This window comes from Halomicrococcus pelagicus, assembly GCF_051917725.1.
Taxonomy (GTDB): Archaea; Halobacteriota; Halobacteria; order Halobacteriales; family Haladaptataceae; genus Halomicrococcus.
Window position 1 is genome coordinate 35,703 of sequence record NZ_JBQBLX010000008.1, and the last position, 13,386, is coordinate 49,088.

Consider the following 13,386-nt stretch of genomic DNA (forward strand, 5'->3'; position numbering starts at 1 on the left):
GGGCGAACCCGAGCCACTTACCCCGGCGGTGTTGCCCGAGGCGTGACCGAACGATTCTCCCCGAGCCGTTCCACCGAGTACTCCGGTGACGGAGACGCGCCATCTACGACCGAAACTCGTCCACGACGGGGATACCCATCGTCTCGAAGTTAGTCATCGCGGCGAGCCGGTCGGGCACGTCGTCGAGGGTCACCGTTTCGGACACGACGGCGCTCGGGGTGAGCGTCCCCCGTTCGACCATCCGGAAGATTTCGTCGTAGCGCGGGGGTTGCATCCCGAACGAACCGAGAAAGTCGATCTCCTTCATCACCATCGCGTCGGTCGGGAGGTCGACGCTCCCCCGCTCGTCTTCGGTGGTGAGACCGATCTGTACGTGCTGACCTCGACGGCGGAGACTGTTCACGGAGTTGTGGCACGTTTCGGCGATGCCGAGTGCGTCGACCGAGACGTTGGCTCCGCCGTCGGTCACGGCCCTGACGGCTCCCGGAACGTCGTCCGTCTCTGCGGCGTTCACGGTCTCGGCCGCACCGAGCGTTGCGGCCTTTTCCAACTTCTCCTCGGTGAGGTCGACGGCGACGACGTTCGCGCCGATGGCCGAGGCGATGTGGACGGCCGAGAGCCCCACACCGCCGCAGCCGTGGACGGCGACCCAGTCGCCCGCGTCGACGTCCGCCCTGTGAACGAGCGCGTGGAACGCGGTTACGAACCGACACCCCAGTCCGGCCATGGCTACCGGCGATACGTCGTCGGGCAGCGCCACCGCGTTCTGGTCGGCGGCGGGAACGTGCACCTGCTCGGCGAACGCCCCCGGCGCGGCCTCGGCGAATCCGAGCGGAACGAGGTTCTCGCAGACGTTCGAGTGACCGTTCCGGCACTCGGGACAGGTACCGTCGCTGAGATTGAACGGGACAGCGACGCTGTCGCCCTCGCGGAGACGCGTCACGTCCTCCCCCACCGCCACGACGGTTCCGGCGGGTTCGTGGCCCAGAATCTGCCCTTTCGGTGGTTTCGCCCCGATCCAGTCCCAGTCGCCCTGCCAGGCGTGCCAGTCGCTCCGACAGATGCCGCAGGCCTCCGTTTCGATCACGACGCCGTCGGGGTCGGGGCTGGGCCGTTCCACGTCCTCGATCTGAAGCGGTTCGCCGTACTCTCGTAACACTGCAGCACGCATACGGATTTTCTGGTCGTTCTCGCAGATAAACCTACGGCCGAACGTACGCCGACTCCCGCGATTCCGTTAACGGGAGCTGCATATACGGCAGATTATTTTGTAATGGAAGCTCCGTGGAGAGATAGCATTTCGACCGTCAGGATACGGCGTGCGATACGCGAGGCAGTCCGAGAGTTCGGCGAGGAGAACGAGGGGTTCTACCGGCTCGTGGACTTCTTCGCCAGCGGCCGGTCAAGGCCGCGGCACAGGCAATCGGGACGGCCAAAGCGGCGCTCGATCGCTAGACCCGCGTCGTCGACTGCCGATTCCAGTTCGATGGCGGTGTCGACGCGTCCGCGTGCGTCGTCGACCGACTCGTCGAGTTGGGCCGTCTCGGCTCACGTCTCTACACTCGACTCGAGCGCTCCCGACGACGCCGAGGGTCACGACGCCTCTCCGCCGTCGATCGTACGCTTCATCCGCCGAGCGAGGTCGGGGTCCCGTTTCTACGACCGGTTACGTCCTGTCGTCCGTGAACGGGTGCGTACCGTTCCCGATTGGGCGTTCAGGACACTGTCGTGCCCACGTGGCCACCGGCCAGAACTGCGTCGTCCGTTCGTGCCGATGGGAATCGTAGAGGCGCGGGTCCGGAGGCACGTTTTCACTGGCCCCAGTACGCGAAGGCGGCGGTAGTCCCTGCTCGTCGGACGTACTCGGTCTGCATCTCGCGGATGGCGACCTCGAGCGAGTCCGTCCGATCGAGCTGCTCGCGGACCCGAGCGAGTTTCCATCGGCTCGGCGTCGTTCGGCGATCCCAGCGCAGTTCGATCGGCCTGAGATACGTCTCGACGAGCTCTGTCGGGACTCCCTGCTCGCGCAGGCCGGAGCGAGCGAAGTCGAAGATCTCCTCGTAAATCTCTTCCGCGTTCGTCGTGCGGACGCCGTCAGCGGTAATCCACTCGAGGTCGGCGTCGAGGCCGGACTCGACGGCGCTGTAGAAGCTCCGTTCGGCTGCTCCGTGATCGAGTTCCGGGAGTGGATGGTCGGCGCTGACCAGTCCACGGAGCAGTCCGGCAACCAAACACTGAAAGCCCACTACGCCGGTTATCGTCGGCTGCGTCGGGAGGGGCCGATACTCGATGCGGATCGACCACTGGTCGCCCTCGCCGACCGGTTGGCCGCCGATGACGCCCCGGAGCCACCGCCAGAACGTCCCCCGCTTGTGGCCGAGTTCCCAGAACTGGTCGTCGAACGTCTCCGAGTCCTCCCCAGCGATCCATTCACGCAGGAACGGCGCACACGTCGGATCTGCCACCAGATTGTCGACGACGTCGGTCGTCGTCCGGATGTCGTCGGGGAACCGCACCTTTGCCCACCCGGCGTTGACCGATTGCTCGAACACGGGAATTCGAAGTTCGTGAAAGGTGGTCTCGAGTAGCTCGTACGGGTCGTCGACGTCGTAGAGATCCGGGGGCAAGAGCGGCGAGTTCGTCGCTAACGCGAGTACCGGACCGAGCGTTCGGATTGCCGTGTTGTGGTACCGGGGGAAGAGTTCCGGATCGGGAACCTGGACGTGTGGCTGGATCGAGCTCGTTAGCGACTCGAAGAGGATCGACGGGAAGTCACGGACGGTTCCTGGAACCGTGAGGGAGAGCGTCCCCTCGGCTCGATCGAGGACGTCGTTGTCTATCGCGTAGTACCGGGGCGAGACCGTCATGTTTTCCGCGACGGTCACGTCGCCGTGTTCGTCCACCTCGCTAAGGTACGAGACGGTTCCTTCCGGAGGCGGTACGGTCCACATTCCGTCGAGGACGAGTTCCACGTCGTGTCGGTTCGCGGCTCGCTGTGCCCGCTGGTACTGGCGCCGAAGTTGCGTTACCTGATTCTCGATTCCCTCGACGGCGAATGGGCTGGGTGCAGTGTGGAGTTCGGCGTTGTGGAGGCCAAGTTCCCGCTCGCAGGGACCGTCGAACACCTCCCCCGGCAGTCGTGCGAGACGGGTGTCGTCGGCGACGGCGTACAACTCGCATTCGAGTCCGAGGGCGAACCCCGGATTCGCAAGCCGCCCGTTTCGGACGGCTGTGGTCAAGTTCGCAGCTTGCTCGGTGACTCGACGGTCAAACTCATCCCGGGTCGCGTCGGCGAGCGATCGTTCGACGAGTTCGACGGGCGAGGCCATCACGCTCTGTACGGAGTCCTGCAGTTTAAGATGCTATGTGACGGAGTTGACGAAGCCATCGTTTCATCCACTTCACTGATACCGAACGGAGAGTCGGCCTCTTCTCTCACAGCTCTCCCTCTCGGGTGAAACCGGTTTTCGTGGCTACGGTCGTTCGTAATCACGTGGTCCGCAGCAGTTCGAAGGGTCGTCAGTCGGCAGTAGCGTTGGTCGAGTTGGACACGCCGTGGTAGTTCGGGTCGCTCCGGCGTCGAGACTCCGGGCTTCGTCGTGCTGCGACCGTCGCGACGTGCGGACCAACGCGAACGAGAAGTTGACATCTGAGTAGTGTATCGGATATAGCCGCCCATCTGTACAATGATAACGCTTAACAAAGAAGAGAGCGATGCGTATTCCGTGGAGAGGTAGACGAACAACCATGCGAAAGTACTACGAGTGCCGAAACTGCATGCAGCGGGTCACCACGAGTTCGTACCGGTCGACCTGTCCGGACTGTGACGGTCGGTTACGGAACATCGCCGTCCCACGAGAGTGAGAGATGTCGGAACAATCCCGCCCCGACGACGTGACGACGTGGAACGACCCCGAACGGTGTCCCTTCTGTAACGACGAGCTCGCGAACGCAGGTCCGGCGTTCGTCGACCATCTCGAACGTAATCAGTCCTGCAAGAAGCGTTTCGAGACGTGGCGAGAACGCGTCGCCGACGACGTCGAGGGCGAATGGGTCAGGTGATTCTCGTTACGGCGAACTGTCGTCCTCTCGTGTTCGCTAACCGGGACTCGAAGTCGCCGGCTCGATGATCGGAACAACGGATTCCGGCGGATGGCGTGGCGAGCGTCGAAGCGGCCGGGGACTCGTCGTCACCCTGGTGCCGTAGGCCCGCGCCCGTTCGTGAAACGCTGGCCGGACTCCGTCGCCCGTCACCCTTCGCCGAGTCTCACCGCGTCGCTGTAGAGGAGGAGACCCATTCTACCATCGGTGTGGCGTTGCTGCGGACGAACCCTGGCCGTGAGCGGGCGCAGATACCGTCGAGAAACGACGACGGTCCGAGAAAACGGTCGACTTCTGGCTCGCGGTACGAACGGTGACGGACTCGTCACCAGGAGTAGTCGCCCCAATCGGGCAGGTCGTCGACGTCCGCTAGCGGGTCGGCACGGTCGCGATAATCAGCAAAGATATCCATCGCCCATTCTGCCACCCGTGGATTATCCGTAGTCGCGTCCAGGAGGTGCGCACCGGACTGCTGTTCGTACGCACGCAACTGGACGAGCGAATCGTCGTATATCGTCATTCCCCAGGGAGGGACGTCGTCGTAAACCCAGTATCGTGGTTTGGCCTCCCGTTCGATGAGTTGGTCGTGTAACTCGGGGAACTTTCCCAGACGGTGTTCCACCTCGTCTTTCGGATAAATAGACTCGGCTCTCATCTCGTCTTCTGCGATAATTTGGAAAATCCTTTGGATGTACAGTTCCGGCACGGGTGTCCAATCGATGACCCGAATGACGTCACTACGTTCGACGAACTCCACGTCTCTATCGATCGTGAACGGTGGGTCCCGTTCGACGACCCAATCGACGTCGGCATCGGTAAACACGGCATAGTCGAACTCTTCCGCGGACGACTCGAACAGTTCGAGCAGTGGCTGTAGCTGACACGCTGTTTCGAGAGTCTCTTCGAACTGCGTGACCTGCTCGGCAACGATGCGCCCCAGCAGGGTCAGTCCATATCCCGAACTCGTTCGTCGGACGAGACCGTTTTCGTCGAACGACCGGATGATCCGGTGGCAGGTTGACTTGGAGAGGTCGAGTTGCTCCTGAAGTTCACGGCGATGGTGTGGCCCCTCCAGTAACGCTACCAAAACCGGTTTGCGGCCCACCGCCGTTTCGAGAAATTCGTCGTCGAACTTCATCGGCTCTTTGCTAGTTTATAACAAGGCGGCTGACTAAGGCGTTTCGACGACTGGTACAGTCCCGTTTCGTGAAACGGTTCCCGTTCGTGATGTCAATCTCAGTAGGTGAGTACAAACACGACGCGCTCCTACGCCGCAAACGGAGATGGTTTCGTTAGAAACAGACGGACCGAGTACGCTACCGGGCGAGCGACAGGTGAGACGACCCCGAACTTTCGAGAGCGAGAGCCGTCCTCGGCAACGATGGGAGAGGTGCATCCGTCGCTGGAGGTGTGTTTCGTCGTGACCTCCGGAACGAGTTCGGAGACGGTCATCGAAACGGACAGCCTGACGAAGCAGTACGGGTCCGGCGACAGTGCGGTCGTTGCGGTCGAAGAACTCGACCTCCAGATCGAATCCGGCGAGGTGTTCGGATTCCTCGGTCCCAACGGTGCCGGCAAGTCCACCACCATCAACATGCTCTTGGACTACGTGCGCCCCACTGCAGGATCCGCGACGGTCCTGGGGCTGGACGTGCATCACGAATCGGAGGTACTCCGGAAGCGCATCGGTGTCCTTCCGGAGGGGTTCGGTCTCTACGACCGACTATCAGGACGTCGACATTTAGAGTTCGCCATCGATTGGAAGGACGCCGCCACTGCTCCCGAGGCGCTCCTCGACCGAGTCGGCCTGACCAGGGCTGATGCCTCCCGACCAGTCGGTGACTATTCGAAGGGCATGCAACAGCGGCTCGCGTTGGGGATGGCGCTCGCCGGCGACCCCGACCTCCTCATCCTCGACGAGCCATCCTCGGGACTGGACCCCCACGGCATCCGCCAGATGCAGGAACTCGTTCGCGAGGCGGCCGAGGCGGGGAAGACCGTGTTCTTCTCCAGCCATATCCTCGGCCAGGTTGAGGCCATCTGTGACCGCGTCGGCATCCTGTACGAGGGGACGCTGGTGGCAGTCGACACTGTCGAGGGATTACGCGAAACCGTCGGGGCTGGCTCCGAACTACGTCTGCGGGTGACCGACAAGGTCGACGTCGAGGTAGAAACCATCGAAGGGGTCGACTCGGTCGTCCAAACGGACGGCATCCTTCGAGTCACGTGTTCGGATTCACGGGCGAAGGCACGGGTTATCGCCCGTCTCACGGACGCCGGCGTCGACGTCCTCGACGTCGACTCCGAGAGCGCTTCCCTGGAAGACGTCTTCACGGCCTATACGACCGGCGGAACGTCTCGAGAAGTCGGGCGGAACGAACCGACCGTCGAGGAGGCGTCCCCATGACGGCTACCTGGAAGGACGTCGCCAGGAAGGACTTCGAAGACGCAGTCCGGTCGAAGATGCTCTGGGGACTCATCACCGTCTTCGTCGCTTTTCTGGTGATGGCACTCCTCTCCGCCGAACAGCTCTTCCCGGACCGAGTGACTGTCGACGCCGCAGTGGCGCTGGCTGGCGTCGCGATGCTCGGCCAGTTGTTCGTCCCGGGCATCGCACTGGCCGCGGGCTACATGGCCGTGGTCGGCGAGCGCCGTTCGGGGAGTCTGCACGTCCTGCTAAGCTATCCGTTCTCTCGATTGGATATCGTAACCGGGAAACTCGTCGGTCGACTTCTCGTCACCGGCACGGCACTTACCGTGGGATATGCCGTGGCGAGTGTACTGGTCGTGACGCTGTACGGCGCCCCCAACGTCGGAGCGTTCGTCGGGTTCGTGGCCGCTGGTGTGCTGGTTGGACTGACGTTCACGGGCCTCGCCGTTGGTGGGTCAGCCGCCACGGCGACCAGGGGACGGGCGATGGGACTTACCGTCGGGTCGTTCGTGGGGATGGTGTTCTTCTGGAAGCCGATAATCGTGGGGCTGTACTACGCCGTCAACGGGTCTCTTCCGGGAATCCGAGCCGATAGCTGGTACTTCCTCCTGAAACGGCTCAGTCCTCTGGAGGCCTTCCGCGTCCTCACTGGCGCCGCCCTCGACGAGGAGGTGACCCCAGTTCCCGAGTTCCCTCTCGAAGATATTCCGACAACTACCTCGCCGGAGCGACTGGAACTCGCCAATCGCGTCGCAGGCGAGGTCCCGTTCTACCTCGAAGATTGGGTTTCGGTGATCGTACTGGTTGCCTGGGGGGTAATCCCGGTCGTGCTGGGCTACTGGCGATTCGAGCACTCCGACCTCGAATGAGTCCAGCGAAGCGTTTCACGTTCGTCCATGCTGACGCTTTCGGCCGATTAGATTAACTGACCCTGGTCGCCACGTCCAGTATGAGTTACTCGGTAGCGAGCGGCGATCTGAGAGAGGCGATAGAGAAGTGCGTCGATAAGAACTACGCTAACGGAGAAGCGGGCCGTCCATCCCCGTTCGACGAAGCGGCCGCGGACGACGCATCCGATGACGAACCGGAGGGAAAGTACCAGGTCGAGGTGCTCAGAGACGACCCCAGAGACGACGGCCTCGTCGTCGTAGATGCGAAGAAGGTCGAGGGAAGTTGGGAGGTCACCTTCATACGCGAGTTGTAATTCGACGCAAGGGGAGCAAGGCGAGCGAATGCCTCGGTTCCGAGTTGCTGTTGCTCACGTCGTCACCGGTACGGTAGTACCGACTGAGCATGACCGCTCCGTCGCTGGCCGGCAGCAAAGCCCACACTGCGCCCCCGTGGACTGGCCAGGGGCTGGAGACTCCCCTCGTCCGAATCGACCGGATACGCCACGAATCCGGGGGCCAACGGTTCGACGTGCGGAGGCCGTCACGACGCGTCCGCGTTCGCTATCTCCGACAGTGGCTCGACGCGAAACACGTAGTCCTCGTAGACGCCATCGAGGTTCGTCGGACTCTCCTCGTCCGTGTGCGCTCGGCACAGGAGGGCCTCCGCCTCGACGGCGCCGTGACCCGTGTCTTCCTGGTATCGTTCGAGGACGACGAACGCCGCCGGCTCGTCGCAGTTGCGACGGTGACACTCGCGAGGCGAATCCGGAGACTCGTCCTGGTCGTTTCGAGTCTCGTTCGCTTCGCCCCGTTCGTCACGTGGCGGCTCGGCTTCGTCGGTGCGCTCGCGCGCCTCCTCGAGTTCTCGCTCTCGCTGGCGGTTCTCTTCGTCACGGGCTTGCTCGTCCCGGCTCTTTTTCGTGTCTGCCATACTGTGACACAGGGGAATGAACGGGATAACGTTGTGGGCGCCACACGTGACTCCTGTCCGTACCCCACTTGCACGCCATCCACGGCGTTACCCTTCGTGCTCGACCACCCCCGCCGCTCGAGTCTCCCTGCAGTTCCGGTAGCGGGTTCATCGCTGTCGCGTCTCGGGGTGCAAAAATACGGACGACCTGTTACTGTCTCGGACAACGGTCGAAGTCCAGGGAACGCCGACGTCCCCGTTATCCGACGTTCATCGCACGTTGCACGACGTCCTCGCCGTACAACTCCGCCAGTGCTTCGTGCTGGTCCGAACGATTCTCGTACACGTCCTGGAACAGGCTGATGGGCGTCATCGCGGCCTGGTAGGTGGCCTCGTCCCACATTCGGTCTTTGGTGATGTCGATTTCGTTCCCGTCGACGACGATGGTCGCCGCCTGCGTCATGGAGATAGCGCCCCTGCCTGCTTCCTTGGCCGCTTCGAACTCCTCCATCGAGTCGACGATGTCGTCCATGCTCGGAACGTACTCGGTCAGGTCCAGTAGCTCTTCACGCAGTTCGTCCTCGTCGAGTTCGAGGTCGTCACCGTCGACGCGGAGAACGTAGCCATCGCTGGTTTCCTCGAGTTCGATCCGGTCACCGTCGTAGACCTGGAGGCCGTCCACCGATTCGAGTTCGACCTCGTGGCCGTCCACGTCGATGAGCCAACTGCCGGTTTCCGGCGGTAGCGGTGCCTCGTTCGCCTCGACGACCTGGCCAGGGGTCAGCGACCAGATGCCGACCATCCCCTTGGCGCGGTTGTCGGTCATCCGCTCGTTGTAGCCCTCGACGTCCCGGATGTCGTCGTACGGACCGTCGACCGCGACGAGGCCGGCAGCGCTCGCACCCCGAGACGTGTTGTGGCGGAGCTCCGGCCACGACGGCAGTCCGCCGGTCGGCGTCATCGCGCGCATGTCCTTCGTGTAGTCGACCTCGCCGTCGACCAGCATGAACAGGCGTTCGAGGTTGTTCGTCGGCTTCGCTATCTCTTCGCGGAGGTCACCCATCGCCAACTCGGCCGCCGCGCTCTCGACGATGACCGACATGGCCAGACTCCCTTCCTCGAGGCCGTGCTCGTTCTCGGCGACGGTGAGGAACTCGTCGGCCTTCTTCCAGTCGTCGATGCCGCCGACCTCCGGAATCACGAAGCCGTCGATGTGCTCGATGGCTCCCTTCTCGGGGTTGGCGATCTGCAGTATGTGCTGGAAGCCCTGGTACCGCGTCGTGGGGCTGTCCCGATGCCAGACGACGCGGGGGTGAATCTCGCCGGGGAAGTCCGCCCCGTGTTCGGCGACGACGTCGACGACGTTCTCGGCACCCTCGTCGCGCATCGAGGGTGCCGTCGCGTCCTCGTTGTCCGGAACCCAGACGTCCGGTGCTTCCATTCCGCGTAGCTGGGCCGCACTCCGCACCATCTTGGCGGAGTCGTCTTCCCCCTCCACCGCCGTCGGCGAGGTGAAGAACGTCCGCACGAACGCGCGGTCGTGCTGGCGGCGAGTGCTCACGTCAGTCGTCCTCCCCTTTGGACGCGGGGACCGCCTCGTCCTCCCCAGGGTTAGACGTGATGGGGTCGGACTCGTCCTCGGAGTATCCCTCGGATTCCTGGATGCGTGCGTTGGCCTCCGGGTCGAACCGGGTCTCGACGTCCTGGTAGCGGTCCACGAACGAGAGTTCGTGGTGGGACTCGGTCGGATGGTCGAGATACCGGTCCTCCAGGTCGAACTGCGCCTGCTCGTCGCTCTCTGCCAGCTGCTTGAAGTCCTCGTAGACGCTGTGGGCGCCGGAGTGGAGCGCGAACAAGGTGATGAAGATGTACTCGTACCCCAGATTGCCAAGCTCTTCGAACGTGAGCGGGTCGTCTTCGTCCGACCACGCGAACGACGAGGAGTAGTTGAACGCGAGCCTGAGGCCCGGGTGCGTCTCGTGGATGGTCTCGGCGTACTCGACGGCGTCCTCGCGGCTCGGGTCCGGCATCTCCGGCCAGACGATGTCGACGCCCGCGTCGGCGTAGATGCGTCCGCGTTCTAAGTGTTCTTCCCAGTCACCGTTCGCGGAGCCGTACGCGTCGGTCCGGGCGATGATGACCGTGTCCTCCGACTGTTTGGCGTCGACCGCGGCTTCGAAGCGACCGCGCGCCTCCTCGCGCGAGACGATTTTCTTCCCGGCGATGTGTCCGCACCGCTTGGGCGTCGTCTGGTCCTCGATGTGGATGGCGGCAACGCCCGCGTTCTCGTATTCGCGGACGGCACGACGCACGTTGTGAACGCCCCCGTAGCCGGTGTCGCAGTCGGCGACGACGGGGAGGTTACAGGCTTCGACGATGCGTTTGGCGTTCTCGACCATCTCGGTCATCGTCACCATCTCGAGGTCGGGGAATCCGAACTGCCCGAGCACCGTCGAGTAGCCGCTCATGTACGCGGCGTCGAGCCCGGCCATCTCCGCCAGGCGGGCGTCGAGGGCGTGGTACAGCCCGGGTGCGAACACGTAGTTCTGGGAGTCCAGTCGGTCGCGGAACTCCTGTGCGGCACGGTTCTCCAGGTCGGTCGTCGTCACGTCTTTGTCGGGAATCATCGGTCTTCAGCGTCTATACCGTCGAGTATCTCTTCGATCTGTTCGAGATGCGTCCGGAGGACCGCACACTTCTGTCGGAGTGCGCGGACGCTCGTGGGGTCGGTCGTCGGCGTCTGTTCACCAGAGGGGGTGATCATCGGAACTGTCGGCGCTTCTTCTTCGCTTCGGTCGTATCGGGTCCGGTCTGTCATATCGGTTGTAGCGGCTGGCTGATCGTTCGAAGAGGCGATTCAGGGTCGACGTCTGGGGCGGAGTACGGATACCATCGTTCGTTTCACCGCAGTCGTTGGTCACGCGAACCGCCGATAAATGTTATGATTGATAATGATAATAGTCTTTAGTGTGCTATTACGGCTCTGGAGTAGTTAAGGAATATAATTGATAGACAATGACTCGCATAATTCTACGCTCTCGAACCAACCGTTCGAGCGTCGGTTGTCGTTCCTCTACGCTGGAACGGTCGTCACGATCGGTATCGTCGTTGGAGTTGTCTTCGACATCGTATCTGTCTGATACTCCCGCCGTTCTATCGCTGGCTGCTCACACGACCAAGTACTCCGCGAGGGAACGACCGCTCGATAGTCGATTCGATCCCCGTTCAGGGGTCGACGGTAGTGTTTCGGTGGTCACGGGTCACGATGACTCCCGTGATCAGTTCAGATCTGCCCGTTCGAACACCCAGTATCCGGCAACGAGCGGGACGACCGTCCACGCGAACAGGACGAGTACGAAGACCCACCACTCGAGGTAGACCGGAACGGGACCGCCGAGGAGGCTCGCCGGTCCGGGGAGAGCAGGGTCCATCGCACTCAGCGTCCTCGTCACCAGCGCGCTGTAGGCACCGGACGGACTGAGCCCTTCGAGCAACAGGAACCACGCGGGGACGGTTCCCCCCGGCGGCGACCCCTCGACGACGAGATGTGCACCCTGCGGTAGGAGGTCCCAGAGCAGTGCCAGCCCGAGGTAGCTTGCAATCCCCAGCATCATCGCTCTCGCTCGCGTCGCAGTCGCGGCGGAAATCCCGACCGCGATGCCGACGAAGGAGACCCCCAGACAGATAGTGAGGAAGAGGGTGCCGAGAAACGCGAGGAGTGGCAACGACCCGTACGCGAGCCACGCGACGGCGCTGGCGAGAGCGAAGCCGATAGCCAGTCCGGTGACGACGACCGCAGTCCGACCGAAGAACTTCCCGAGGACGACCGCGGATCGGGTCGGTTCGAGGCCGAGCAGGAGCCGTAGACTCCCCGATTCCCGTTCGCCGGCGATGGCAAGGTATGCGGCGACGAGTGCGATGATCGGAACGAGTATCGCAGCGAACTCGCTGGCCGCGCCGAGGCCGGTCAGCGCGGAGGCGTTCATCGCCGGTATCAACAACGGAACGACGGCAGTCAGGCCGATCACGACTGCGACGACGGCGACGAGTCCCCAGAGGAGCCGCGAACGGACGGCGTCCTGGAACTCCCTCGCTGCGATGACCTGCCAGCTCATCGCACCGCCTCCGGGACGGCTTCGGTGCGTGCGTCGGGGTGCGTGTACTCGGAGAAGAGGTCCTCGAGTGACGCCTGCTCGGTTTCGATGTCTACGATAGTGCTTCCCGCGGCTCTCACCCGATCGATGACGGCCACCTTCGCCGCCGGTTCGGTACAGGTCGCTCGGACCACGTCTTCCTCGATGGTCACCTCCGTCACGCCTTCGATTCCGTCGACGCTGATTCCTGTCGGTGGCGTGTCGACGGTAAGCGTGATGGTCGAGCTGGTTCCGAGCGCGTCGCGGAGTCCGCTAACGGAATCGACGGCGACCAGTCGACCACGGTTCAAGATGCCGACGCGGTCGCAGACCGCCTCGACCTGACTGAGGATGTGGGAGGAGAAGAAGACGGTACCGCCGTCGGCAGCGTGCTCTCTGGTGATCTCGCGGATGTCTCGTATACCGTCGGGGTCGAGCCCGCTCGATGGCTCGTCGAGCACCAGCACCTCCGGATTGCCGACGAGTGCCATTCCCAGGGCGAGGCGTTGGCTCATCCCCTTCGAGTACGTCCCCGCCGGTCGGGCCGCCGCCGTCGAATCGAGGCCGACCCGGTGAAGAATCTCGTCCGGATCGTCGTCCACTCCTTTCATGTTGGTGGCGAACTCGACGTGCTCGCGCCCCGTGAGCCGGTCGTACAGGCTATACCCGTCCGGGAGGATGCCGACCCGCTGGTGAATCTCGGCCGCCTCGCGCTGGGCGTCGTATCCGAGAACCGTCGCGGAGCCAGCGGTCGGCCGGACGTAGTCCAGCAACACGTCGATGGTCGTCGACTTTCCGGCACCGTTCGGGCCGAGGAACCCGAACACCTCGCCTTCTTCGACGGTCAGCGAGAGGTCGTCGACTGCGTAGATGTCGTGTCCGTACCGCTTCGTCAGCCCGTGCGTCTGGATCGCGGCCACC

The 13,386-nt window shown here is 63.2% G+C and carries 14 protein-coding genes; 5 read left to right on the forward strand and 9 right to left on the reverse strand.

Annotation, left to right across the window (positions count from 1 at the left end; all coding sequences use genetic code 11):
- Nucleotides 1-103 precede the first annotated feature (103 nt).
- The gene (locus tag ACTF4R_RS19495; RefSeq protein WP_440010010.1) at nucleotides 104-1,171 is read right to left on the reverse strand and encodes a zinc-dependent alcohol dehydrogenase family protein; all 1,068 of its coding nucleotides are present in this window, start codon (nucleotides 1,169-1,171) and stop codon (nucleotides 104-106) included.
- A gap of 640 nt (nucleotides 1,172-1,811) precedes the next feature.
- The gene (locus tag ACTF4R_RS19500) at nucleotides 1,812-3,329 is read right to left on the reverse strand and encodes a glutamate-cysteine ligase family protein (protein WP_440010013.1); all 1,518 of its coding nucleotides are present in this window, start codon (nucleotides 3,327-3,329) and stop codon (nucleotides 1,812-1,814) included.
- 418 nt (nucleotides 3,330-3,747) lie between these two features.
- Here ACTF4R_RS19500 and ACTF4R_RS19505 point away from each other — a divergent pair, with 418 nt between their 5' ends.
- On the forward strand, nucleotides 3,748-3,864 hold the full coding sequence (locus ACTF4R_RS19505; protein ID WP_440010016.1) for a rubrerythrin-like domain-containing protein: 117 nt from the start codon (nucleotides 3,748-3,750) through the stop codon (nucleotides 3,862-3,864).
- A 3-nt stretch (nucleotides 3,865-3,867) separates the two neighbouring features.
- The gene (locus tag ACTF4R_RS19510; protein ID WP_440010018.1) at nucleotides 3,868-4,062 is read left to right on the forward strand and encodes a DUF7501 family protein; all 195 of its coding nucleotides are present in this window, start codon (nucleotides 3,868-3,870) and stop codon (nucleotides 4,060-4,062) included.
- Nucleotides 4,063-4,426: 364 nt separating this feature from the next.
- Here ACTF4R_RS19510 and ACTF4R_RS19515 read toward each other — a convergent pair whose 3' ends face one another.
- Nucleotides 4,427-5,239 carry a helix-turn-helix transcriptional regulator gene (locus ACTF4R_RS19515; RefSeq protein ID WP_440010019.1) on the reverse strand — a complete coding sequence of 271 codons (813 nt, stop codon included), beginning with the start codon at nucleotides 5,237-5,239 and terminating at the stop codon, nucleotides 4,427-4,429.
- Nucleotides 5,240-5,482: 243 nt separating this feature from the next.
- Here ACTF4R_RS19515 and ACTF4R_RS19520 point away from each other — a divergent pair, with 243 nt between their 5' ends.
- The 3 genes from ACTF4R_RS19520 (at nucleotide 5,483) to ACTF4R_RS19530 (ending at nucleotide 7,736) form a co-directional block, all read left to right on the forward strand.
- Nucleotides 5,483-6,508 (forward strand): ABC transporter ATP-binding protein, encoded by a 1,026-nt coding sequence (locus ACTF4R_RS19520; protein WP_440010021.1) that lies wholly within the window; start codon nucleotides 5,483-5,485, stop codon nucleotides 6,506-6,508.
- Nucleotides 6,505-7,401 (forward strand): ABC transporter permease subunit, encoded by an 897-nt coding sequence (locus tag ACTF4R_RS19525; protein WP_440010023.1) that lies wholly within the window; start codon nucleotides 6,505-6,507, stop codon nucleotides 7,399-7,401. Before ACTF4R_RS19520 ends, ACTF4R_RS19525 begins: the two co-directional genes overlap by 4 nt.
- An 80-nt stretch (nucleotides 7,402-7,481) precedes the next feature.
- Complete coding sequence (locus ACTF4R_RS19530; RefSeq protein WP_440010024.1) at nucleotides 7,482-7,736, forward strand: hypothetical protein; 255 nt, start codon at nucleotides 7,482-7,484, stop codon at nucleotides 7,734-7,736.
- Between the two features lie 227 nt (nucleotides 7,737-7,963).
- Here ACTF4R_RS19530 and ACTF4R_RS19535 read toward each other — a convergent pair whose 3' ends face one another.
- The 6 genes from ACTF4R_RS19535 to ACTF4R_RS19560 all read right to left on the reverse strand — a co-directional run bounded on the left by ACTF4R_RS19535 (nucleotide 7,964) and on the right by ACTF4R_RS19560 (nucleotide 13,385).
- Nucleotides 7,964-8,353: a hypothetical protein gene (locus tag ACTF4R_RS19535; RefSeq protein WP_440010027.1), complete on the reverse strand. Its 390-nt coding sequence runs from the start codon at nucleotides 8,351-8,353 to the stop codon at nucleotides 7,964-7,966.
- A 238-nt stretch (nucleotides 8,354-8,591) separates the two neighbouring features.
- Nucleotides 8,592-9,893, reverse strand: a complete 1,302-nt coding sequence (gene aceB / locus ACTF4R_RS19540; protein WP_440010030.1) for a malate synthase AceB — start codon at nucleotides 9,891-9,893, stop codon at nucleotides 8,592-8,594.
- Nucleotide 9,894: 1 nt separating this feature from the next.
- Nucleotides 9,895-10,959 carry an isocitrate lyase gene (gene aceA / locus ACTF4R_RS19545; RefSeq protein ID WP_440010033.1) on the reverse strand — a complete coding sequence of 355 codons (1,065 nt, stop codon included), beginning with the start codon at nucleotides 10,957-10,959 and terminating at the stop codon, nucleotides 9,895-9,897.
- Entirely contained in the window at nucleotides 10,956-11,150 is a 195-nt protein-coding gene (locus ACTF4R_RS19550) for a hypothetical protein (protein ID WP_440010034.1), read from the reverse strand. The genes aceA and ACTF4R_RS19550 overlap by 4 nt, the downstream gene beginning before the upstream one ends.
- Nucleotides 11,151-11,610: 460 nt before the next feature.
- Nucleotides 11,611-12,447, reverse strand: a complete 837-nt coding sequence (locus ACTF4R_RS19555; RefSeq protein ID WP_440010036.1) for an ABC transporter permease — start codon at nucleotides 12,445-12,447, stop codon at nucleotides 11,611-11,613.
- Complete coding sequence (locus ACTF4R_RS19560) at nucleotides 12,444-13,385, reverse strand: ABC transporter ATP-binding protein (protein ID WP_433631679.1); 942 nt, start codon at nucleotides 13,383-13,385, stop codon at nucleotides 12,444-12,446. The genes ACTF4R_RS19555 and ACTF4R_RS19560 overlap by 4 nt, the downstream gene beginning before the upstream one ends.
- Between the last annotated feature and the right edge of the window lies 1 nt (nucleotide 13,386).